This is a genomic window from Cytobacillus horneckiae (assembly GCF_002835735.1).
Classification (GTDB): Bacteria; Bacillota; Bacilli; order Bacillales; family Cytobacillaceae; genus Cytobacillus; species Cytobacillus horneckiae.
Genome location: NZ_PISD01000009.1, coordinates 1 through 21,405, shown reverse-complemented (window position 1 = coordinate 21,405; position 21,405 = coordinate 1). Strand labels below are relative to the sequence as shown.

At 37.3% G+C, this 21,405-nt stretch carries 24 protein-coding genes; 8 read left to right on the top strand and 16 right to left on the bottom strand.

Going from position 1 to position 21,405, the window contains the following annotated elements:
• Positions 1-13 precede the first annotated feature (13 nt).
• Together CWS20_RS05535 and CWS20_RS05530 are read right to left on the bottom strand one after the other, a co-directional pair.
• Positions 14-817, bottom strand: a complete 804-nt coding sequence (locus CWS20_RS05535) for an inositol monophosphatase family protein (protein ID WP_180321517.1) — start codon at positions 815-817, stop codon at positions 14-16.
• Positions 818-1,002: 185 nt separating this feature from the next.
• Entirely contained in the window at positions 1,003-1,197 is a 195-nt protein-coding gene (locus CWS20_RS05530) for a YkzI domain-containing protein (protein WP_066196814.1), read from the bottom strand.
• 223 nt (positions 1,198-1,420) lie between these two features.
• Here CWS20_RS05530 and CWS20_RS05525 point away from each other — a divergent pair, with 223 nt between their 5' ends.
• Positions 1,421-2,041: a YktB family protein gene (locus tag CWS20_RS05525; RefSeq protein WP_066196812.1), complete on the top strand. Its 621-nt coding sequence runs from the start codon at positions 1,421-1,423 to the stop codon at positions 2,039-2,041.
• A gap of 202 nt (positions 2,042-2,243) precedes the next feature.
• Here CWS20_RS05525 and CWS20_RS05520 read toward each other — a convergent pair whose 3' ends face one another.
• Positions 2,244-2,516: a UPF0223 family protein gene (locus tag CWS20_RS05520; RefSeq protein ID WP_066196810.1), complete on the bottom strand. Its 273-nt coding sequence runs from the start codon at positions 2,514-2,516 to the stop codon at positions 2,244-2,246.
• Positions 2,517-2,587: 71 nt separating this feature from the next.
• Positions 2,588-3,544: an NAD(P)H-dependent flavin oxidoreductase gene (locus tag CWS20_RS05515; protein WP_066196808.1), complete on the bottom strand. Its 957-nt coding sequence runs from the start codon at positions 3,542-3,544 to the stop codon at positions 2,588-2,590.
• 200 nt (positions 3,545-3,744) lie between these two features.
• Here CWS20_RS05515 and CWS20_RS05510 point away from each other — a divergent pair, with 200 nt between their 5' ends.
• Positions 3,745-5,214 (top strand): aminotransferase class I/II-fold pyridoxal phosphate-dependent enzyme, encoded by a 1,470-nt coding sequence (locus CWS20_RS05510; protein ID WP_066196805.1) that lies wholly within the window; start codon positions 3,745-3,747, stop codon positions 5,212-5,214.
• 153 nt (positions 5,215-5,367) lie between these two features.
• Here CWS20_RS05510 and CWS20_RS05505 read toward each other — a convergent pair whose 3' ends face one another.
• The gene (locus CWS20_RS05505; RefSeq protein ID WP_083957497.1) at positions 5,368-5,490 is read right to left on the bottom strand and encodes a GapA-binding peptide SR1P; all 123 of its coding nucleotides are present in this window, start codon (positions 5,488-5,490) and stop codon (positions 5,368-5,370) included.
• 392 nt (positions 5,491-5,882) lie between these two features.
• On the bottom strand, positions 5,883-6,182 hold the full coding sequence (locus CWS20_RS05500) for a DUF3055 domain-containing protein (RefSeq protein WP_066196801.1): 300 nt from the start codon (positions 6,180-6,182) through the stop codon (positions 5,883-5,885).
• A gap of 162 nt (positions 6,183-6,344) precedes the next feature.
• On the opposite strand from CWS20_RS05500, the gene CWS20_RS05495 reads away from it, so the two are divergent.
• The gene (locus CWS20_RS05495; protein ID WP_066196799.1) at positions 6,345-6,779 is read left to right on the top strand and encodes a DUF1885 family protein; all 435 of its coding nucleotides are present in this window, start codon (positions 6,345-6,347) and stop codon (positions 6,777-6,779) included.
• 101 nt (positions 6,780-6,880) lie between these two features.
• Positions 6,881-7,234 carry a hypothetical protein gene (locus tag CWS20_RS05490; RefSeq protein WP_066196797.1) on the top strand — a complete coding sequence of 118 codons (354 nt, stop codon included), beginning with the start codon at positions 6,881-6,883 and terminating at the stop codon, positions 7,232-7,234.
• A 149-nt stretch (positions 7,235-7,383) separates the two neighbouring features.
• Here the strand turns inward: CWS20_RS05490 and CWS20_RS05485 are convergent, their stop codons facing one another.
• The 7 genes from CWS20_RS05485 to CWS20_RS05455 all read right to left on the bottom strand — a co-directional run bounded on the left by CWS20_RS05485 (position 7,384) and on the right by CWS20_RS05455 (position 15,115).
• Positions 7,384-8,214 carry a polysaccharide deacetylase family protein gene (locus CWS20_RS05485; RefSeq protein WP_066196796.1) on the bottom strand — a complete coding sequence of 277 codons (831 nt, stop codon included), beginning with the start codon at positions 8,212-8,214 and terminating at the stop codon, positions 7,384-7,386.
• A 154-nt stretch (positions 8,215-8,368) separates the two neighbouring features.
• Complete coding sequence (locus CWS20_RS05480; protein WP_276532445.1) at positions 8,369-8,617, bottom strand: hypothetical protein; 249 nt, start codon at positions 8,615-8,617, stop codon at positions 8,369-8,371.
• Between the two features lie 242 nt (positions 8,618-8,859).
• Positions 8,860-10,269 carry a dihydrolipoyl dehydrogenase gene (lpdA, locus tag CWS20_RS05475; RefSeq protein WP_066196795.1) on the bottom strand — a complete coding sequence of 470 codons (1,410 nt, stop codon included), beginning with the start codon at positions 10,267-10,269 and terminating at the stop codon, positions 8,860-8,862.
• Between the two features lie 3 nt (positions 10,270-10,272).
• The gene (locus CWS20_RS05470) at positions 10,273-11,643 is read right to left on the bottom strand and encodes a dihydrolipoamide acetyltransferase family protein (protein WP_066196793.1); all 1,371 of its coding nucleotides are present in this window, start codon (positions 11,641-11,643) and stop codon (positions 10,273-10,275) included.
• Positions 11,644-11,716: 73 nt separating this feature from the next.
• Entirely contained in the window at positions 11,717-12,694 is a 978-nt protein-coding gene (locus tag CWS20_RS05465) for an alpha-ketoacid dehydrogenase subunit beta (protein ID WP_066196791.1), read from the bottom strand.
• Positions 12,695-12,697: 3 nt separating this feature from the next.
• Entirely contained in the window at positions 12,698-13,813 is a 1,116-nt protein-coding gene (pdhA, locus tag CWS20_RS05460) for a pyruvate dehydrogenase (acetyl-transferring) E1 component subunit alpha (RefSeq protein ID WP_066196789.1), read from the bottom strand.
• Between the two features lie 648 nt (positions 13,814-14,461).
• Entirely contained in the window at positions 14,462-15,115 is a 654-nt protein-coding gene (locus CWS20_RS05455; RefSeq protein ID WP_066196787.1) for a YkyA family protein, read from the bottom strand.
• Positions 15,116-15,420: 305 nt separating this feature from the next.
• On the opposite strand from CWS20_RS05455, the gene CWS20_RS05450 reads away from it, so the two are divergent.
• The gene (locus tag CWS20_RS05450; RefSeq protein WP_083957355.1) at positions 15,421-15,546 is read left to right on the top strand and encodes a YjcZ family sporulation protein; all 126 of its coding nucleotides are present in this window, start codon (positions 15,421-15,423) and stop codon (positions 15,544-15,546) included.
• Between the two features lie 138 nt (positions 15,547-15,684).
• Positions 15,685-16,239: a peptide deformylase gene (def, locus tag CWS20_RS05445; protein WP_066196785.1), complete on the top strand. Its 555-nt coding sequence runs from the start codon at positions 15,685-15,687 to the stop codon at positions 16,237-16,239.
• A 30-nt stretch (positions 16,240-16,269) separates the two neighbouring features.
• Here def and CWS20_RS05440 read toward each other — a convergent pair whose 3' ends face one another.
• Positions 16,270-17,043, bottom strand: a complete 774-nt coding sequence (locus CWS20_RS05440; RefSeq protein ID WP_066196783.1) for a Cof-type HAD-IIB family hydrolase — start codon at positions 17,041-17,043, stop codon at positions 16,270-16,272.
• Positions 17,044-17,627: 584 nt separating this feature from the next.
• On the opposite strand from CWS20_RS05440, the gene CWS20_RS05435 reads away from it, so the two are divergent.
• The gene (locus tag CWS20_RS05435; protein ID WP_066196782.1) at positions 17,628-17,840 is read left to right on the top strand and encodes a DNA-dependent RNA polymerase subunit epsilon; all 213 of its coding nucleotides are present in this window, start codon (positions 17,628-17,630) and stop codon (positions 17,838-17,840) included.
• Between the two features lie 3 nt (positions 17,841-17,843).
• Positions 17,844-19,511: a ribonuclease J1 gene (gene rnjA / locus CWS20_RS05430; protein ID WP_066196781.1), complete on the top strand. Its 1,668-nt coding sequence runs from the start codon at positions 17,844-17,846 to the stop codon at positions 19,509-19,511.
• A gap of 75 nt (positions 19,512-19,586) precedes the next feature.
• Here the strand turns inward: rnjA and CWS20_RS05425 are convergent, their stop codons facing one another.
• Entirely contained in the window at positions 19,587-20,246 is a 660-nt protein-coding gene (locus CWS20_RS05425; protein ID WP_066196779.1) for a potassium channel family protein, read from the bottom strand.
• Positions 20,247-20,331: 85 nt separating this feature from the next.
• Positions 20,332-20,817: a hypothetical protein gene (locus CWS20_RS05420; RefSeq protein WP_066196778.1), complete on the bottom strand. Its 486-nt coding sequence runs from the start codon at positions 20,815-20,817 to the stop codon at positions 20,332-20,334.
• Between the last annotated feature and the right edge of the window lie 588 nt (positions 20,818-21,405).

Below are 21,405 nucleotides of genomic sequence, written 5' to 3'. Positions count from 1 at the left end.
CAGCTTTTTTCAATTACCAATTCCCACTTTTTAAGTAGTTATGCAAAATTTCTTCATGAACGCCTGGCCTTGCTACCAATACTGATGTTTGATCGACAATCTTCATCTTTTCGCCCTTCATGGTCGATGTAACACCGCCAAGCTCCTCGATTAATATGATGCCTGCACCATAATCCCATGGCGCTAGTCTTAAACTTAAATAGGCATCCAGCCGGCCAGATGCGACATAAGCCATTTCAATTGCGGCAGAACCGTAAGATCTTGTTCCTCTTGCATCTTTAACTAAAGGGGAAAGGAGGCTCGGATCAATTCGCTTATTAGCTGTTACCCATGTTGCATTCATTCCTATAATAGCATCTTTGACTTTTCCAGTTGTTAAGGGCGGAAGCTTCAAATCGTTTATAAATGCTCCATTTCCTTTAACTGTATGATATAGCTCATCATGTACTACATCATAAATTAAACCAATTTTACCTATCCCATCTTCGTAAATGCCGATAGAAATGGCAAAATTCCTTTGTTGATGAATAAAGTTCATTGTGCCGTCAATTGGATCAATAATCCAAACAATTCCCTTTACATCATTCAAAGTGTCTCCAAAGCCTTCTTCGCCAAGAATGCGATGATCTGGATACTTCTCATGGATCTTTTCAATAAAAAATTGCTCTGTTCCTTTATCAATATTTGTCACTAAATCATTTTGATGGGACTTCGTTTGAATCGTCAATTTGCTGCTAAACGATTCTTTAATCCGCTCTCCTGCTTCTTTCATCCATGCTTTCGCATATGTATCAATATCAATCCAATTTGTCATCATTTAACCTCCACCCTTGTCCAGCGGTATAAAATACCATTAGCTTATCGAAAATATTCGTTTACTTCAAGTTTTCCTGCTTAATTATTTCTACAAAAGTAATAAACGAACTCAGAATTATTTTTTCCGAGTTCGTTTCTCAATGGTTTCATTATTAGAGAAAGACTTTATTTATAATGAGAAATACCTTATAAAGCTTTCAGCTTTAGAAGCTCCTGTCTGATCTTTTCAAGCTTTACTTTTGAAGATTTGACAACATCTTCATTTTTAATTGTCATCGCTTCAAATAACGTTGCTAGTTCATAATCCATTTCTAATCTTAGAACAGCTGTTCTTTCTTTTTCAACTGCAGCTTTCTTCACAGAATTCATCAATTGTTTCATAGACAGTACACCCCTTTTCATAAAATGTAGTAAATTTTCAGATTATTTTTACTTTTATAGTATGATGTCAGTCTTGCCTGTGCAACAAAATTGTACGTTTACCCATACAGAATGGGTTTTTAGACTTTTTTAAAGGCGGCGGCAAATTATTTCTTGTTCTTTCTACATTATGCTACAATATTTTACATACGTATTAATATATACATATGGAGGTTATAGTAATATGTCTTTCAATGGATTTACAAATGATGACTTTAATGTTTTTACAATAAATGGCCTAGATGAAAGAATGGATGCGTTAAAAACGACGATTAGACCGAAGCTTGAAGAATTAGGTGAATTGTTTGCTCCAATGTTATCTGTTGCTACAGGGGATGAAATGCATATGCACGTCGCTAAGCATGCACGTAGAACAAAAAATCCACCTAAAGATACTTGGGTCGCATTTGCCAATAATGCACGCGGCTATAAAATGCTGCCGCATTTCCAAATCGGGTTATGGGAAACGCATGTTTTTGTCTGGTTCGCCGTTATATATGAAGCGCCAAACAAGGTAGAGCTTGGCAAATTGCTGCAATCAAAAATAGGAAAATTATATAAAGATATCCCGAATGATTTTATGTGGTCGTTGGATCACACAAAACCTGCAGCAACGAAGCATGGAGACCTATCAAAGGAAGAGCTATCATCAATGTTTACTCGCCTGCAAAATGTAAAAAAAGCTGAAATACTTTGCGGCATCAATATACCGCGGGATGAAGCTGTAAAAATGTCTGGTAGAGACTTTATTGCAAGAACAGAAACTGTATTTAACTCATTAATACCCCTATATAAAATGGCATAAACCTAAAAAAGAAGCATCGCTTTTAACGATACTTCTCAGGCTGTAGAGAAACTCATTCATAATAAAAATGAAGTGGTTTGAGATTTTCCGAGGCTTACCGCGGTCAAGCGGACACCTCTCCAAATTCAACTAAATTTTCTTGTGTTCACTTTCTGAGGAAATCTGAGAAGCATCGCGTTTTACGATGCTTCTTTTTATTTGCTTAATTCATTTTAATGATTTTTCCTGGATTAGCTGCTTTTGCAGACTTTACTGTTTGGTAGGGTGAGTAGCCGCTTATTTCCTCAAATTCGTTGCATAGATTTCTTTCCTGGGCTTTTCCAGGGACGATTTCTTTAAAGCGGCGGTACGCCGACATAAAGGAGTCTCTTTCAATTCCTTGCTCATAGGCTTTCTCTACTTTTTGAAAAAAAGCAATCGCATCGATAATTTCCTCTGTAGACCAATCTTGTTCTAAAGGGTATTGGTATTCCATATCTTTTTCACCTCGGAGTTTAACTTACTAGCTGATTTTACTTTAGGTAAAATTAGACTGCAATACCTTTATTATGACCATTTTGAGCGAATGTCTTCCGCATCGCCGATCATTTTCTTAAATAGGGCATCAACAGTAGGTATATCTTTTATCAGACCCATTACTTGACCGGCCCAGCCAAAGCCCTCATTTTCATTCCCATTATATATGTACTGTTTATTGGCTTCCCCGCTAATAAAATCTTTTAACCGTTCATAACCGCCGTTTTCTTCTTCAATTGCTAATATTTGATCTGTCCATGGATTAGCAATCACGCGAGCAGGAGCGCCAATGGTTCTTTTAATAACAGCTGTATCCGTTTCCGTCCCCTCTACAAGGCGATTTTTATAAACATCACTAGCATGTACGCACTCCTTTGTTGCGATAAACCTTGTGCCCATTTCAATTCCTTCTGCTCCTAAACTTAAGGCTGCCATCAATCCTCTTCCATCACCAATTCCGCCTGAAGCAACAACAGGAATGGACACTGCATCTACGACCTGAGGTATAAGCACCATCGTGCCGACATCATCTCTGCCAAGATGACCACCGCCTTCCTGACCGACAACCATTACTGCATCTGCACCTAGTTTTTCCGCTTTTATCGCCTGCCTTTTCGCAGCAACTAAAACAAGCGTTTTTACATCCACTCCCTTTAAATGCTCGAAAAACGGGACTGGATTGCCACCTGTCATTGTAACGACTGGCACTTTCTCTTCAATAGCAATATCTAAAAAATCAGTAAAAGGCCGCCCGTGCTGGCCAATCGCAAAGTTAACCCCGAATGGTTGATCAGTAAGCGTTTTCACTCTGCGGATTTCTTCTCTTAATTCATCAGGATTATTTAAAGACATTGCAGTGATTTGCCCAAGGCCGCCTGCATTTGACACCGCTGCAGCTAAATCGGAATACGCTAAATGTGCCAACCCGCCTTGAATAATTGGATACTTAATATTAAGCAAATCGGTAATTCTAGTTTTCCATTCCATTTTTACATACCTCCGTTCATTCACTTATATAAAATTCGACATTGCTGCTAAAAATCCTGTTTTGTTGGCGCACACTTTATTGTTTTTAACATTCCTGGTCATAATAATTTATAATCTTTCTATGCATTACCGGCTATAAATGCTATAATTCATTTGTTTCTTAGCAAAATAGAATTTTTTTAAAGAGGTGTGGAAATAAATTGTCTCAATCTGCAACACCATTATTCAGTGGTTTACTCGCACATGCGGAACAAAATCCGGTCCAATTTCATATTCCCGGCCATAAAAAAGGGAAAGGAATTGACCCTGATTTTAGGGAATTTATTGGAGATAACGCATTATCAATTGATCTTATTAATATAGGGCCTTTAGATGACCTTCATCAACCGAAAGGGATCATTAAGGAGGCTCAGGATCTTGCAGCAGAAGCTTTTGGCGCAGATCAAACATTTTTCTCAGTTCAAGGTACAAGCGGTGCTATTATGACGATGGTCATGGCTGTTTGCGGCCCAGGTGAAAAAATCATCGTGCCGAGAAATGTTCATAAATCAGTGATGTCCGCAATTATCTTTTCAGGAGCAACGCCGATTTTTATACATCCTGTAGTTGACAGAGAGCTCGGAATTTCACATGGCATAACAACAGATGCTGTCTCAAAGGCGCTTGAACAGCACCCCGATGCAAAGGGATTGCTCGTTATTAACCCTACTTATTTCGGAATATCGGCAGATTTAAAACAAATTGTTGATATAGCTCATTCTTACAATGTCCCGGTTTTAGTTGATGAAGCACATGGAGTCCATATCCATTTCCATGATGAGCTTCCAATGTCAGCAATGCAGGCAGGTGCTGATTTATCTGCTACCAGTGTTCATAAATTAGGCGGATCAATGACACAAAGCTCGATACTTAATTTAAAAGGAAACCTCGTTTCTCCTAAAAGAGTACAAACGATTCTTAGTATGCTTACAACAACATCCACATCCTATTTACTTCTAGCCTCATTGGATGTAGCGAGAAAAAGATTAGCTACTGAGGGCAAAGCGCTCCTAGAAGAGACAATCACGCTTTCGAACTACATTAGAAGCGAGTTAAACAATATCGAGCATATACATTGTATCGGTAAGGAAATTTTAGGCTCGAAGGCAACCTTTGATTATGACCCAACAAAATTAATCATCTGTGTGAAAGATCTTGGCCTGAATGGTTTTGATGTAGAGATATGGCTGAGAGAGCATTATCATATTGAAGTGGAAATGTCTGACTTATATAACATCCTTTGTATCATTACACCTGGAGATACTAAGGCAGAGGCAGACATTCTTATACAAGCATTAAAACAATTGTCGGCAGAACGGCACGGAAAGGCTGCAAAAGTCGAAGCGCAAGTGCTGCTTCCAAATATTCCGCTGCTCGCCCTCTCTCCAAGAGATGCCTTTTATGCAGACAGTGAACTTGTACCTTTTGATGAATCTGAGGGCAGAATTATTGCAGAATTCATAATGGTATATCCGCCAGGTATTCCAATTTTCACACCTGGTGAAATTATAACAAAAGAAAATTTGCAATATATAAAGACAAACATGGAAGCAGGATTGCCTGTACAAGGGCCTGAGGATTATGATTTTAAATTCCTTCGCGTCATAAAGGAACATAAAGCAATCAAATAATTTTTATTGCCCTCTTTTACAGAGGGTTTTTTTGGCTGTTATGCATCAAATAATTGTTCCGTCCCTTCCCAATATTATTTTAATACATTCAGTTTTTTAATTAAAAAAGCACAATGAATGTACATCAATTCATTGTGCTTTATATCTATCAAACTATTTTTCTGTTTTATCATTTTGATCGCAGCTGCAGCCGCATTTTGCGTACAATACTGATACTTTTTCATCTTCAAAGTAATCAATTGTTGAATTGCAAGTTTGGCATACAATTGTACCCATTCTTTTCAATCCCTTCACGAAATATTTGAAAGCGGTATCATCATAAATCAATAATAATATAACCTTATTAATTATGCAAGCCCAATTATATAACACTTATAATTTTAAATGTATATCAATAGCCATGAATATACCTTATAGTATGTCATAATTATCAATAAATAGATGACTACAATGTTCTTGCCTCTAAATAAATGAAAAACTGAGTCGTATGTATATCCTTATTCCTAGTCACAAAACCGCAATGCCCATTAAGCATAACTGTGACCATTTTTCTTTCAACACTCAATTTTTGGTTTCAGTTTGGATGCGGTCTCACCTTTTCATGCTAACAATCGCATCAAGCCTCAAAATACCTTTACAAAAAAAAGAGACCTTTCTGGTCTACATACCTACTCATATTCAGGTTCAAAATGCGTCTGCGGGATTAAATCTTGAAAAAATTCTACAAGGTCTGCTGTCTGTTTAGTATTATCCATCTTGAACACCTTTTGTAAGTATTCAGTATCTTCGAGATCTTTAGGGTCGAGGAGAGTTGAGCGGCCAGTTTGCATGCAAACAACCAGAGGTTTAGTAAAGAAAAGGTTCGTATAAACTATACCAAAATCATAGCGGGTTAAATCCGTGGAAAAACCTACAAAACGCACATTTACATTTTCATGCTCATCATAGAGCTTCTGAAAAAACTCCATATCATCCCTCCTGGTTTTTATAAATATTTAGAATATTATTATAATTTATTTTAGCAAATTTTACAAGCTTTTCATTTTTTCCTCTGTTTTTCATTGTCATCATAATTTATTCAATGCTAGAATAAAGTGAGGATAACAACAATCCAAATGGGGGTTAGGTTTATGACTGCTAATGCATATATCAAACTTGTACCATCATCTGAGGCTGAAAATATATCAACTGAAATGATTAAGGAGTATTTTCATTATTATAAAGAAATCACTGCAAAAACTGGAAACCAAGTAAATTGGAGCTATGATGAAGCAGCATTTCCTTATAAAATTGAAGAACAGCCTGATGCAAAGGGCAGCTGGTTTTATCTTCGCTCTGATGAAGATAGGTATAATCTTATTATGCTAGGCATTGATAAAGAAGTCATCCATGATGAAAACGGAACAGACAAGCTGCAATCCTTTATTCAAATTACCTTACCAGAAACAGCAACTTTCGGTGATAAAGGAAAGGCAAATGAATTCTGTAAATTTCTTGCCAAGAAGTTAAAAGCTGAATTACATTTATTTAATGGCCGTGTGATGTACTTCTACCCAAGAAAGTAATCTTTTAAACAGAGTGGACAAACCGTAAACACCTTATCTCCCCTCCTCCTCATCAATGTACTAACACAATAGATTGCTCAGCTAAGAGGTGTGAAGTAAAAATGAAAAACCGTGTGATGATTATCGGTATTATCGCTTTAGCTTTTTCCATTATTTCTCCGTTCATCTTCAATGCTTATATCGAAGAAAAGCCTGATGAATTAGAGAAGACACTTATTTTCGGCGGCCCATTTCCATTTGCCGAACAAACATTAACTTTACCAGAAGATAAAAATTCTTACCCTGCCATTATTGATTTTGAGTCGCCAATGGATGAGAAAACAGCAATTAAATGGATTCCGTTGCTTTTAACGTTCATGAGCTATTTCCTTTTGTTTTTCTCCATTTACTCCATTATCGCAAGATTTATTAACGGGAGGCCGACGAGAAAAGAAAAAGAGGATAAGCCTGAATAAGCTTATCCCAAGAGTGTGAAGAAACTCATATCAAAAATAAAAATGAAGAGTTTCGGATTTTCCGAGGCGACCGAACAGCTCTCTAATTTTTCTTTTAATCACTTTCTCAAACACACTGAGGATAAGCCCGAATAGGCTTATCCTTTTTTTTAATATGTTTTTATAGTATTGGGATCCGCCATTTCATAGCCTTTGTCTTTAAGACCTTTAACAATATCCACTAAGGCGTCATTTGTCCATTGCCGATCATGCATTAACAGAATCGCCCCTTCACTTAAATAAGGGGTATCGACCATTATTTTGGTCAGCTCAGCCTTAGATTGGTATTCCTTCTCCCAGTCATAACCGTATGTCCAATTCATCGCAATCATTTCTTCGTCTTTTGCAATTTCTAAGCTTTCATCAGTATTCGCTCCAAAGGGCGCTCTAAAAAACTTTGGCCTTTCACCAATAATCTTCTCAATCCGATTATTTAAGTGAACAATTTCTTCTCTTTGTTCTTCTGCAGAGATTTCCGTCAAGTTTTTATGATTATATGTGTGATTGCCTATCAGAAAACCGAGTTCATGTATTTTCTTTAAAGCCTGCTCCCCCTCATTCGTATCTAAAAAATGGCCATTAACAAAAAAGATTGCATTTGCACCAAGCTCGCGGAGTGTCTCTGCCATTTGTACTGCATACTGATCTGGTGCATCATCTATTGTTAGCAGGACGACTTTTTCATTTGCATTACCGATTGGATCCAGCTTCCAACTTGCTTCATTTACCTCATATTTCGGTTCAGTGATAGGACTCATCGTTTCCTTCTCTTCTTCTTTCTCTGCTTCATTTCGTTCTGACTCTTTAGGCTTCTCTTCATTTCTATTCTCCTCATTCACAAGAGGCTTGTCCGAATGCTTCTCCGGTGATTCATTGACGCCTGAGCTGCAGCCTGCAACCATGAATACGATCAACAATAATACCCATTTCATCTTAATCATTATACTCTTCCTTTCTAAACACACGTTTTAAAACAGGGAGGAAGTTATGAAAACAAACACAGTGTTCCTTGTTTTTAAAAACTCCTTCATATGAGCTAAATTCCATGCTTTTATTAGGCAAGCTTATTTTCATTCTCACTCATATCTCTTTTTCTTAGAAGCTAAAAAAATAAAAAGAAGCATATACAATTAAACTCATACTTGTAGCAAGCATTGTTTTTCGTTTAGACTTCATTAAATAGTTGCCGATCATTATCGCTAAATAAAAAAAGACAAGAAACATCATTACTTTATATAAGAGCTGATCATATTTAGATAGCCATTCAATGAATGTATAGCAGCTCCAAATCATGAGCTGAATTAAAATCACTGTGTACAATTTCACAACCCCACCGCCCATCATATATTTCACTTTCCCCATATCCCATTAGAATTAACTTGCTTTTCTTTTAGCAGATTGAATCGTTCTCTAATGAAGGATTTTAGTTTGTCGTACTAGTAATATATGCGGTAAGCAGATATCTTATTTTCCTTATCATACACTGAATATTGCCTCTGTTTAAATCAACCAAAAGTACTCTTATGTAAGGATGAACAAAAAGGCTTTCTCTAATTAATTAGAGAAAGCCTTTTTATAACTAATGATTATTTTACAATGTGAATTGGCGTGCCTAATGCAACCTCTGCTGCTTCCATTGTAATTTCACCTAATGTCGGGTGAGCATGAATAGTCATCGCTAAATCTTCTGCAGTCATCCCTGCTTCAATTGCCAAGCCTAGTTCAGCAATCATATCAGATGCATTTGCTCCTGCGATTTGAGCACCAATGACTAATCCATCTTCTTTGCGTGTAATAAGCTTCACATAGCCATCCGTACTATCTAAAGCTAATGCGCGGCCATTAGCTGCAAACGGGAATTTAGCAGCTGTGTATTCAATTCCTTCTTCCTTCGCTTGTGCTTCATTATAGCCAACAGTAGCGAGTTCTGGGTTCGCGAATACTACCGCAGGAATACCTAAGTAATCAATTTCTGATGGTTTCCCTGCAATTGCTTCAGCTGCAATCTTACCTTCGTAAGAAGCTTTATGAGCCAATTGCGGACCTGAAACGACATCACCAATCGCGTAAATATTGCTAACGCTAGTCCGGCATTGCTTGTCGATTTCAATCACGCCTTTATCAGACATTTTAATGCCAACTTGCTCTAGTCCAATTTCATCTGTATTAGGACGGCGACCGACCATAACAAACAAATAATCTGCTTCTAGAGTCTCTTCTTTGCCCTTTGCTTCATATGTTACTTTCACACCGTTTTCTGTCTCTTCGACACCTTTAGCTTGTGCTTTTGTGATAATCTCTGCGCCTTTTTTCTTAAGGTTCTTTTTAACAAGTGTTGTCATTTGTTTTTCAAAACCTAAAAGGATATCATCGGCACCTTCAAGAATCGTCAATTTAGAGCCAAAGCTAGCGTACGCTCCGCCAAGCTCAATTCCAATTACCCCACCGCCAATGACAGCAATCTTTTCTGGAATTTCTTCAAGTGCCAATGCTCCAGTAGAATTTAGGACACGCTTAGAATATTTAAATGTAGGAAGTTCAATTGGTCTTGAACCTGTTGCAATAATTGCATTCTTAAATGTATAGGTTTGCGCAGAATTGTCATCCATAACACGCAATGTATTGCTATCAACGAAATATGCTTCACCTTTAACGGTTTCGATTTTATTACCTTTTAATAAACCTTGAACACCGCCAACTAGCTTTTTCACTACACCAGCTTTAAAATCTTGAACTTTAGAAAAATCCACAGTTACATTTTCCGCTTTGATTCCCATTGCATCAGACTCTGTAGCTGTTTCATAGCGATGTCCAGCAGAAATTAATGCTTTTGAAGGAATACATCCAACATTAAGACAAACTCCACCGACTTCTCCTTTTTCAACAATTGTAACTTTTTGTCCTAATTGAGCGGCACGAATTGCTGCTACATATCCTCCAGGACCTGAACCAATAACTATTGTATCTGTTTCAATCGGGAAATCTCCTACTACCATTTCTTACGCCTCCATTAGCAATAATTCTGGGTCGTTTAGTAAACGCTTGATGTGGTTTAGCGCGTTTTGAGCAGTTGCTCCATCAATGATTCTATGGTCAAAGCTCAAAGATAACGCGAGTACAGGTGCGGCAACAATTTCTCCATCTTTAACGATTGGCTTCTCAGCTATGCGTCCAATGCCTAAAATTGCCACTTCCGGATGATTAATAACTGGTGTAAACCATTGTCCGCCTGCTGATCCAATATTTGTGATTGTGCAAGACGCACCCTTCATTTCATCAGAGGCTAATTTACCATCACGAGCTTTTGTTGCCAGTTCATTGATTTCATTTGATATTGCAAAAGTAGATTTTCTGTCAGCATCCTTAATTACCGGTACTAGCAAGCCTTTATCAGTGTCAGCCGCAATTCCGATGTTGTAGTAATGCTTATGAACGATTTCTCCAGCCTCATCATCAAGAGATGTATTTAAGATCGGATACTCACGAAGAGCACTTGTCAACGCCTTAACTACATAAGGTAGGAATGTTAATTTAATTCCTTTTTCTGCTGCAATTTCTTTGAATTTCTTACGGTGTGCAACAAGTTTCGTTACGTCCACTTCATCCATTAAAGTGACATGCGGAGCTGTATGCTTGGAATTAACCATTGCCTTCGCAATCGCTTTACGGATACCGCTCATTTTTTCACGAGTTTCAGGGTAGCTACCCTCAGGAATTTTTTGAGCGGCCGCAGGTGCAGTTTCTTTCGCTTCACTTTGCGGTGCAGTATCTTGCTGTTCAGTTGAAGCTTCGGCTGTTTCAGTACCACCATCAAGGTATTTGTCGATATCTTCTTTTTGAATGCGGCCATTTTTTCCGCTGCCATTCACTTGTTTAATATCGACGCCTTTTTCTCTTGCATATTTTCTAACTGATGGCATAGCAATAATGCGAATATTAGAATCCGTTTCAGTTTGAGAAATTACTTTACCTTCTGCTTTCTCTCCTTGTGACGGTGCTTCTTCCTTTTTCACCTCTTGCCCAGCTTCACCTGTAGCCTGTACTTGTGCTTCAGTTTTCTCCGCTGCTTTTTCCTCAGTTTTTGCTTGCTCCTCATCCTCATGGTCACCTTTAAACTTCAAATCTTCATAACCAGGAGCATCAAAAGTAATAAGGACCTGTCCTACAGTTGCAACGGTCCCTTCTTCAACTAGAATTTCTTCTACCTTCCCTTTAACAGGAGAGGGAATCTCAACAACTGCTTTATCGTTTTGAACTTCGCAAAGTACATCATCTTCTTGAACTTCATCGCCTGTTTTAACAAACCACTTGACGATTTCACCTTCATGGATACCTTCACCGATATCAGGCAATCTAAATTGAAATGCCAATTAAATTCACCATCCTATTGTATCATAATAATCAAGCAAAGTAGGGGGTAACCGACCCCCTTTTTCTTATTATTTAAAAATTAATCACTTTTTTCGCAGTTTCAATAATATCTTTATAGTTTGGCAGCCATACAGTTTCAGCCTGTGGGAAAGCAAAGACTGTATCAGGTGCGGCAACACGCAATACCGGTGCTTCCAAACTTAATATTGCACGGTCATTAATTTCAGCTACTACGTTTGCTGCGATACCGGCTTGTTTTTGTGCTTCTTGCACTACAATTGCCCGATTTGTTTTTTCTACTGATGCAATAATTGTTTCAATATCTATTGGACTAACGGTACGCAAATCAATGACCTCTGCAGAATGTCCGTCTTTTTCTAGTTCTTCTGCAGCTTTTAATGCCTCATGAACCATTGCACCGTATGTGATTATAGAAATATCTGAGCCTTCACGCTTCACTTCCGCTTTCCCTAATGGAATGGAATACTCTTCTTCAGGCACCTCTTGACGGAAAGAACGGTATAGCTTCATATGCTCAAGGAAAATAACTGGATCATTATCACGGATCGCAGAAATTAATAGACCTTTCGCATCATATGGTGTCGAAGGAATAACCACTTTAAGACCAGGCTGCTGAGCCATTAATCCTTCTAAACTATCAGCATGCATTTCCGGCGTATGTACGCCGCCACCAAATGGTGAGCGAATTGTTACTGGAGCACTATAGCGGCCGCCTGAACGATAGCGCATACGAGCAAGCTGGCCTGAAATTGAATCCATTACTTCATAAACGAAGCCGAAGAATTGAATTTCTGGCACTGGGCGAAAGCCTTGTAACCCTAGACCAACCGCTAGACCGCCAATACCTGATTCTGCTAGTGGTGTATCAAATACTCGGTCTTCGCCGAATTCTTTTTGCAGGCCTTCTGTTGCACGGAATACCCCGCCGTTCACGCCCACATCTTCACCAAATACGAGCACATTCGGGTCGTTGCTTAGTTCAGTACGAAGTGCATCAGTGATTGCTTGGATCATTGTCATTTGCGCCATGGCTTACTTCGACTCCTTTTCTTTATATACTTCATATTGTTCTTTTAAGTTATAAGGCATTTCTTCATACATAATTGACATTAAGTCAGTCACTTTCTGTTTAGGCGTATCATCCGCTTTTTTAATGGCTACCTTAATATCTTCTTTTGCTTTTTCAATGATTTCATTTTCCATATCTTCATTCCATAGCTTCTTATCTTCAAGGAATTTACGGAAACGAACCAATGGATCTTTCTTTTCCCACTCATTATCAAGGTCAGATGTACGGTAGCGAGTTGGGTCATCGCCTGCCATCGTATGTGGTCCATAGCGATATGTCAGTGTTTCAATCAAAGTTGGTCCTTCTCCATTCAACGCACGCTCACGCGCATCATGTACCGCTGCATAAACAGCAAGCGGATCCATTCCGTCGACTTGAACTCCCGGTATTCCCGCAGCGACCGCTTTTTGTGCAATCGTTTTCGCAGCAGATTGTTTTTCTACCGGCGTAGAAATGGCAAAGCGGTTATTTTGAACAATAAAGATCGCAGGTACTTGGAATGCTCCTGCAAAGTTAATTCCTTCATAGAAATCACCTTGTGAAGCTCCGCCGTCACCAGTATAAGTGATTGCCACTGCTTTTTCACCGCGTTTCTTCATGCCGAGTGCCACACCAGCAGCCTGAATGTATTGCGCACCGATAATAATTTGCGGTGCAATGACATTTACACCTTCAGGAATGTTGCCACCCTCGAAGTGTCCGCGAGACCATAAAAATGCTTGCGATAAAGGAAGTCCGTGCCAAATGATTTGCGGCACATCACGATAGCCAGGCAAAATAAAATCTTCTTTTTCCAACGCAAATTGCGATGCTAATTGAGAAGCTTCCTGCCCTGCGGTTGGCGCATAGAATCCTAATCTTCCTTGTCTATTTAATGAAATTGACCTTTGATCTAAAATTCTAGTATAGACCATACGGCGCATTAATTCCTGAAGCTGCTCATCACTTAAATCCGGCATGGCAGATTCATTTACAACTTTACCCTCTTCATTTAATATTTGTAACGTTTCAAACTGCTCTTCAACTTTCTCAAGTTGTTTCTTTGCATCAAACGCGGCCTTTTTAGTTTTTGAAGCCATAAAAGTCACCCTTTCGTATTTTAAAAACGTTTTATTTTTAACTGTGTAAACATAGTCGTTTCATGGTCCATGTACAATGAGCATTTCACTCTAATATTCCATTACATTTAAACTTGGAGTAAAAACATAGTTTTGATTAGTTTTCCACAATTTCCACCAAAAAAAACGTCTTTATTCATTATAACTTCATTTCTTAAATCTGTATCAGTTATATTACTTTCAACTATGATACACTTTATCTATTTGCTAATATTTTATACGAAGGATATCCTTTCGTCAATCTTTGATTCCCTTATTTTTTCAATAAATTTCAATATTCTTTCGCTTACAAAACTTTACTTCTGTTTTAATGATAAGATAAAACTGTACTATATAAATTACGATTTCTTCCTTCTGTTATAATAAAGGGAATTTTCATAAAATAGCTCCAACTCCGACAAATGCATCACATTTATGTCGAATGGGACAATAAAAAAATCAGCTTTTCAGCTGATTTTAAAGTTCCTTCGAAAAAGAATTAAGTTAGATTTGGAGAGGTGCTCGACTCCTATGGGAGAGTAGCGAACAATCCCAAAGTCTTCATTTTTATTTTTGATATGAGTTTCTCTACAACCTTAAAATTAGCTTTGCAGCTGATTTTTTTATTATTTATTTCACATCGATTCCCGCTTCTTTATAGAAATTAAGCTTGGCTTCATTATATTCTTCTGTTTTTACATTAAATTGCTCATTATCGTTTAATACTTTCTCATATGAATCATTGATCTTTGCAATTTGAGCTTCTAACTGTTCAATCGTAACATCCTCTTGTTTAAACAATTCATATAATTCCTTATCCAATTCGATTGATGCTATATAGTTTGTATACAATTCATCATGAACATCATATCTTTCGGTCATAATTCCGTAAAGATCCTCTGCTGTCTTTTTCAAAGTTGAGTCATCAAAGCTATTGATAATATCCTCTGTTTTTTCAAATTCCTGCTTTGATTGTACAATGCTTTCTCTTTCCTTCTCCATATGCGCCTTCCGCTGTTCAACTAAATCTATCGCCTCATTAGATAGCTTCTTTATTTTGTCAAACTCTTTCATACTTAACGATATAATCTCATCGTATATTTTTTTTTCTTGTTGTTCAATTTGGACAAGCGGGTCTTGCTGCTCTTTAAAAACTTGCTCAGCTGCGACGACCTTTTCCAAAGCATCATACATTTTCTGTTCTGGTTCTTTATTAATACAACCTGACATGACAAATGACATCAATATTAAAAGCAATATAATTGCCTTACCTTTCTTCAACATCAATTTTTCCCCCTCTATATTGCATTCTATATTTAGTTACACTAATTTTGTCAAAATATAGAATAATTTTTCATGGTTTGTCACATTTATTTCTACTATATCTATACTTTAAATATTTGACAATCAATTCGACATTAAACATTGCAGGGGTTGTCCATTTCTCTAACATTATATTCAACATTTTTTCGTGTATGACTTAGGCTCCGGCCTACACAATTATTTTTATAGTTTCATAGCCTATAGTAATCGTCCACTCCTAAAAAAGCAGGGCGACTATACCAAGAATAATCAAGGAGGTAAACCTTATGTATGGTTATGGTGGATACGGCGGCTATGGCTGTGGTTGTGGAGGCGCTGGAAGTGGCTTCGCATTAATTATTGTATTATTTATCCTATTAATCATTGTTGGATGTGCATGCTGGAATTTTTAAGCAATCGCTCATTTGTCAAGGGTGCATATATATATGTACCCTTGTTCATATAAAATTAACTTTTTATCATATGTCTGTTAAACTAAATACATATATATACATATAAGAATCATATTTTTAAGTGAGGAGTGCAGTTACATGTTAACAATGGACGATATAGTCAGAGATGGACATCCTGTGTTAAGAGAAGTTGCTAAAGAGGTAAGCTTGCCTGCTTCTGATGAAGATAAAGAGATTTTAAAAAGCTTAATGGCGTATGTTCAAAACAGTCAAAACCCAGAGCTAGCTGCTGAAAACGGCTTGCGCCCCGGAATCGGATTAGCTGCTCCTCAAATTAATATTTCCAAAAGGATGATTGCTGTCCATTTAATGGATGATAAAGGCGAGTTATTTAGCTACGCTTTATTTAACCCAAAAATCATTAGTCATTCCGTCGAAAAAGCCTATTTAGCTTCTGGAGAAGGATGTTTATCTGTCGACGATCCCATCGAGGGGTATGTGCCCAGACATGCACGTATTACGGTGAAAGGATACGATATTGATAATACGGAGGTTAAATTAAGATTAAAAGGTCTTCCTTCCATATGCTTCCAACATGAAATTGATCATTTAAACGGAGTAATGTTTTATGATCATATTAATCAATCACAACCATTCGAACCGATCGAGAATGCGGTAGCAATCGAGAGATAAGGGATTCATCTTCCCCTATCTCTCTTCTATTTATATTAAATTAAGCTGTTTCAAGCCTTTCCAAATACCATCTTCATTTACATGGTCAGTCACGATATCTGCCGCTTCCTTTACCACGTCAAATGCATTACCCATCGCTACACCTGTTCCGCTTGCCTCGAGCATTTCAATGTCATTGAGTCCATCTCCAAAAGCGTAAACATCTTCTAAATCTAATTGCAGTCGTTTAATCATTTCCTTAATGCCTTCAGCTTTGGAACCGCCTGCAGGTACGACATCAGTTGAATACGGATGCCAACGCACAAACTGAAAATCCTGATATTCATGTTTATATTCTTCCTCTTCTTCTTCCAAACAAAAAACAAGTGCCTGATAAATTTCTTCTTTTTTATAAAAATCAGCATCCTCTTCAGGATGAGGGAAGTTTAAGCTATTCATACTTTCTTGAATATAATGATGATAATCTGTTGATGATTTCATTGTCAGTTCATTTAAAAAAACGAGTGGATGTTCATTCTGATGTGATCGATTCATTAATTTGTCAAGTTCATTTGTCTTTAAAGGGTTTTTGTATATAACCTCGCCTTCAAAAACAACATATTGACCGTTAAAACTGACGTAGGAATCTATCCCTAGCTCTTCTCTAATATGCTCGAACATAAAAGGTGCCCTACCTGTTGCAATTGCAACATAAACTCCATTATCCTGCAGTTTTTTAACGGCTTTTTTAGTCATATCTGGAATCACATTTTCTTTATTTAATAATGTTCCATCTATATCAAAAAATACAATTTTCACTTGTATCGCTCCAATCTCCCAACTTTACTTTTTATCTAATAACCAAAAATCTTTTTGAAAACAGCCAAATTTCCAAATTATTCTCTTTATTGAATTTAACTCAAATAAACTTTACTAAGAGCTTAAAAATATGTCAATTTGTTTAACGGTCATGAGTCCTCTGCAAAAATCAATAGAACCATTTAAAAATCGAGGCTTCAAGGTCAATTATAACAATTTTTTCTAAAACACTGGATGAAAGCTTTACTTTAGACAAGTATCGTTTACAATAGTAAGTGAGGAAGTGTGATGGAACTTCAGCCTTTTTCATACCAATGAAGAGATTTGCTTCGTAAAAACATGATTGCTTAAATGTTATAATAACTTTGAGCCCTTCAAACTTGCGAAGGGCTCCTTCATTATTGTAAATTTATATACAGTACACTTATTTTACATATATTATTTAGCACAAGAGTACTTAATAAAGTATTAGTAAAGAATAACTCATAACCGATGGTTTTGATTCATTCATTAGATAAGTAAATACATGTCAAACATGTTATTTTTTATAAATTATTAGAAAAAGATTTCGGATTAAGGAGAGATAAAACATGATATTTAAAGTTTACTACCAAGAGTCAGCAAAGGAAGTCCCTGTACGTGAGAAAACCCAAACGATTTATGTAGAAGGGGTAAGTGAGCGCGATGTTCGTACAAAATTAAAAAATCGTCCTTTTAACATTGAATTTGTTACAGCGGTGGATGGGGAATTTCTTGAGTATGAGAAGCAAAACGAAGATTATAAAGTATTGGAGATTGAATAATATATGAAATTTGTAAAAAATGACCAAACCGCTGTGTTCGCTCTTGGCGGCCTTGGAGAAATTGGTAAAAACACGTATGCTGTCCAATTTCAGGATGAAATTATATTAATTGATGCGGGTATTAAATTTCCTGAAGATGAGCTGCTAGGTATTGATTATGTAATACCTGACTATACTTACTTAGTTAAAAATGAAGATAAAATTAAAGGTCTTTTCATCACTCATGGGCATGAAGATCATATCGGCGGAATTCCTTACCTTCTTAAAACGGTAAATATCCCAATTTACGGAGGTAAGCTTGCCTTAGGCTTGCTACGCAATAAGCTTGAGGAGCACGGTCTGTTACGCCAAACAAAAATGCATGAAATTAAAGAAGATGACATCATCAAATTTAGAAAAACATCAGTTACTTTCTTTCGCACAACCCACAGCATCCCAGATTCGTATGGGATTGTTGTAAAAACACCACCAGGACAAATCGTTCATACTGGTGACTTTAAATTTGATTTTACACCAGTTGGTGAACCAGCAAATTTAACAAAGATTGCTGAAATCGGCAAAGAAGGTGTGCTTTGCTTACTTTCTGATAGTACAAATAGTGAAATTCCAGAATTTACGATGTCTGAGCGTAAAGTAGGCGAAAGCATTACTGATATTTTCCGCAAGGTTGAAGGAAGAGTCATATTTGCTACGTTTGCATCAAATATCCATCGTCTACAACAAGTTACTGACGCTGCTGTGACAAACGGCAGAAAAATTGCTGTGTTTGGAAGAAGTATGGAAGCAGCAATCAATATTGGACAGGAATTAGGTTATATTAATGCACCTAAAGATACTTTTATTGATGCACAGCAAATTAACCGTTTACCTGCAAACCAAGTGACAATCCTGTGTACAGGGAGCCAAGGTGAACCTATGGCTGCATTGTCACGCATTGCTAACGGCACACATCGTCAAATTCAAATCCAGCCTGGTGATACAGTCGTCTTCTCGTCTTCACCGATTCCTGGAAATACAATAAGCGTAAGCAGAACCATTGACCGCCTTTCACGTGCAGGTGCTGATGTTATTTACGGTAAGCTCAATAACATTCATACATCTGGACACGGTGGACAAGAAGAGCAAAAACTAATGCTACGTTTAATTAAACCAAAGTTCTTTATGCCAATTCACGGAGAATATAGAATGCAAAAAATGCATGCTGGTCTTGCTGTAGATTGTGGTGTTGAGGAAGAAAATTGTTTTATTATGGACAATGGAGACGTTTTAGCACTTAGTGATCAAACAGCACAAGTGGCAGGAAAAATCCCTTCCGGCTCTGTCTATATTGATGGCAGCGGTATTGGAGATATTGGCAACATCGTATTAAGAGATCGCCGCATTCTTTCTGAGGAAGGTCTAGTCGTAGTAGTTGTCAGCATTAACATGAAGGACTTTAAGATTGCGGCTGGTCCTGACTTAATCTCACGTGGATTTGTCTATATGAGAGAATCAGGCGACCTAATTAATGATGCTCAATCTCTTATTTCCAAACATTTAAATAAAGTTATGGAACGCAAAACCACTCAATGGTCAGAGATTAAAAACGAAATAACTGACACGCTTGCCCCATTCCTTTATGAAAAGACAAAACGCCGTCCAATGATCCTTCCGATTATTATGGAAGTATAATTAAAAATAAAAAACGGATAAGAAGCTTAAAACTTCTCATCCGTTTTTTCATCTTTATATGTTGTTGCATTTCATTTAACTAAGCATTTTCTTTTCAAAGCGATTAATATCATGGTCCGCTCCAATGACAATAAGAATATCCTTGTATTGGATAATTTCATTTGCTTGAGGTGAAACAAGAATCTGCTCTCTTCTTTTAATAGCCACAATATTTACACCATACTTTGCTCTAATATCTAGATCAATAATCGAGTGTCCGCCAACTCTTTCATTTGCAACAATTTCAACAATACTATGTTCATCAGAAAGTTCCAGATAATCCAATACATTATTTGATGCCAGCTTATGTGCAATTCTCCTGCCCATATCTCTTTCGGGATGAACAACAACATCAGCGCCTATCTTTTTAAGCACCTTTTCGTGATAATCATTTTGTGCTTTAACAGTTACTTTATCTACCCCATTTTCTTTCAATATTAATGTAGTTAATATGCTTGCTTGTATATCATCACCGATTGCTACAATTACATGATCAAAATTTCTCAGCCCTAAGCCTTTAACTACTGATTCATCAGTTGTATCCCCTACAACTGCATGGGAAGCGATTATAGAAAATTCATTGACTCGAGCTTCATTTGTATCAATAGCCATCACTTCTAGCCCTTGCTCTGCCAGCTCTCTGCAAATACTCCCACCAAATCGTCCTAGCCCAATGACAGCAAAGTCCTTCTTCATTATATTCCCTCCAAAATGGATTAGATGTTATATATATCGAACTCATTCTATCATAGTGTAAATGGAGAGAGAATAGATTATTTTCCTACACTTCGATAACAAACGTAAATGATACTTCTCCATTTGACCACTTTGCGATTGCCTCATATATATATTCCCCCGGTTGCGTTGGGGCAGTGACTTCATTTCCTTCAGATATGAAGCTACTGTGGTCCCCTTCCCATAACCTTATTGTAATTGACGGAGACTGTTCAATCTCTATGCTCATTTCACTTTCAGGCTCAACGTTAATAGGAGAAAGTGTTTCTGCAATTTGTGCAGGCGAGGCAGCATCAGTTGTAACGACAGTGTTTCCATTTTCCCATGTGTAGCCACCTTTTGCTAATTCGTGCAGTTGACCGTTTATTTCAATATGTCCGACTACTTTTGGCGGCATTTCATCTGACTCGGACTTAAATAATGGAAGAGTAGACCTCGCATCTTCCACTTTCTTGCCGGTTACATTTGAACAGCCTGTCATCCCAGAAAATAAAACACTCATAACAAGAATTAATATATACTTATTATTCAATTTTTCACCACCCGCTTTTTAAATATGACGGAAGTAAAATGTATAAGTTACATATTGAGCATAATCTTGGAAATTGTTCTTTCCTAATGAATGAGCTGAGATTATTTTCTACTCTTACCAATCTATTTTGGTTAAAGTTTGTGATACTATGACCACTTTTGGCTTCTTCCCGCTCATTTTTGGTTCCAGTTGGCATATCTATGACCACTTTTAGCTTCAGCCCGCTCGATTTTGGTTCCAGTTTGTATAACTATGACCACTTTTGGCTTCAGCCCGCTCGATTTTGGTTCCAGTTTGCATATCTATGACCACTTTTTAGCTTCAGCCCGCTCAATTTTGGTTCCAGTTTGTATATCTATGACCATTTTTGGCTACTTCCCGCTCAATTTTGGTTCCAGTTTGTATAACTATGACCATTTTTGGCTTCAGCCCACTCAATTTCGGTTCCAGTTTGTATAACTATGACCACTTTTGGCTTCTCCCGCTCGATTTTATTCCAGTTGGCATAACAATGACTATTTTAGTTTTTGTTTTATCCGCTCTAGCCTTATATCAACAACAACAACTATTAAGAAAAACCGGGCATAG

What these genes read in the sequence shown, in the direction of transcription:
- CWS20_RS05535 (WP_180321517.1), bottom strand. Translation starts at nt 817, where the DNA reads ATGATGACAAATTGGATTGATATTGATACATATGCGAAAGCATGGATG.
- CWS20_RS05530 (WP_066196814.1), bottom strand. Translation starts at nt 1,197, where the DNA reads ATGAAACAATTGATGAATTCTGTGAAGAAAGCTGCAGTTGAAAAAGAA.
- CWS20_RS05525 (WP_066196812.1), top strand. Translation starts at nt 1,421, where the DNA reads ATGTCTTTCAATGGATTTACAAATGATGACTTTAATGTTTTTACAATA.
- CWS20_RS05520 (WP_066196810.1), bottom strand. Translation starts at nt 2,516, where the DNA reads ATGGAATACCAATACCCTTTAGAACAAGATTGGTCTACAGAGGAAATT.
- CWS20_RS05515 (WP_066196808.1), bottom strand. Translation starts at nt 3,544, where the DNA reads ATGGAATGGAAAACTAGAATTACCGATTTGCTTAATATTAAGTATCCA.
- CWS20_RS05505 (WP_083957497.1), bottom strand. Translation starts at nt 5,490, where the DNA reads ATGGGTACAATTGTATGCCAAACTTGCAATTCAACAATTGATTACTTT.
- CWS20_RS05500 (WP_066196801.1), bottom strand. Translation starts at nt 6,182, where the DNA reads ATGGAGTTTTTTCAGAAGCTCTATGATGAGCATGAAAATGTAAATGTG.
- CWS20_RS05495 (WP_066196799.1), top strand. Translation starts at nt 6,345, where the DNA reads ATGACTGCTAATGCATATATCAAACTTGTACCATCATCTGAGGCTGAA.
- CWS20_RS05490 (WP_066196797.1), top strand. Translation starts at nt 6,881, where the DNA reads ATGAAAAACCGTGTGATGATTATCGGTATTATCGCTTTAGCTTTTTCC.
- CWS20_RS05485 (WP_066196796.1), bottom strand. Translation starts at nt 8,214, where the DNA reads ATGATTAAGATGAAATGGGTATTATTGTTGATCGTATTCATGGTTGCA.
- CWS20_RS05480 (WP_276532445.1), bottom strand. Translation starts at nt 8,617, where the DNA reads ATGATGGGCGGTGGGGTTGTGAAATTGTACACAGTGATTTTAATTCAG.
- lpdA (WP_066196795.1), bottom strand. Translation starts at nt 10,269, where the DNA reads ATGGTAGTAGGAGATTTCCCGATTGAAACAGATACAATAGTTATTGGT.
- CWS20_RS05465 (WP_066196791.1), bottom strand. Translation starts at nt 12,694, where the DNA reads ATGGCGCAAATGACAATGATCCAAGCAATCACTGATGCACTTCGTACT.
- pdhA (WP_066196789.1), bottom strand. Translation starts at nt 13,813, where the DNA reads ATGGCTTCAAAAACTAAAAAGGCCGCGTTTGATGCAAAGAAACAACTT.
- CWS20_RS05455 (WP_066196787.1), bottom strand. Translation starts at nt 15,115, where the DNA reads ATGTTGAAGAAAGGTAAGGCAATTATATTGCTTTTAATATTGATGTCA.
- CWS20_RS05450 (WP_083957355.1), top strand. Translation starts at nt 15,421, where the DNA reads ATGTATGGTTATGGTGGATACGGCGGCTATGGCTGTGGTTGTGGAGGC.
- def (WP_066196785.1), top strand. Translation starts at nt 15,685, where the DNA reads ATGTTAACAATGGACGATATAGTCAGAGATGGACATCCTGTGTTAAGA.
- CWS20_RS05435 (WP_066196782.1), top strand. Translation starts at nt 17,628, where the DNA reads ATGATATTTAAAGTTTACTACCAAGAGTCAGCAAAGGAAGTCCCTGTA.
- rnjA (WP_066196781.1), top strand. Translation starts at nt 17,844, where the DNA reads ATGAAATTTGTAAAAAATGACCAAACCGCTGTGTTCGCTCTTGGCGGC.
- CWS20_RS05425 (WP_066196779.1), bottom strand. Translation starts at nt 20,246, where the DNA reads ATGAAGAAGGACTTTGCTGTCATTGGGCTAGGACGATTTGGTGGGAGT.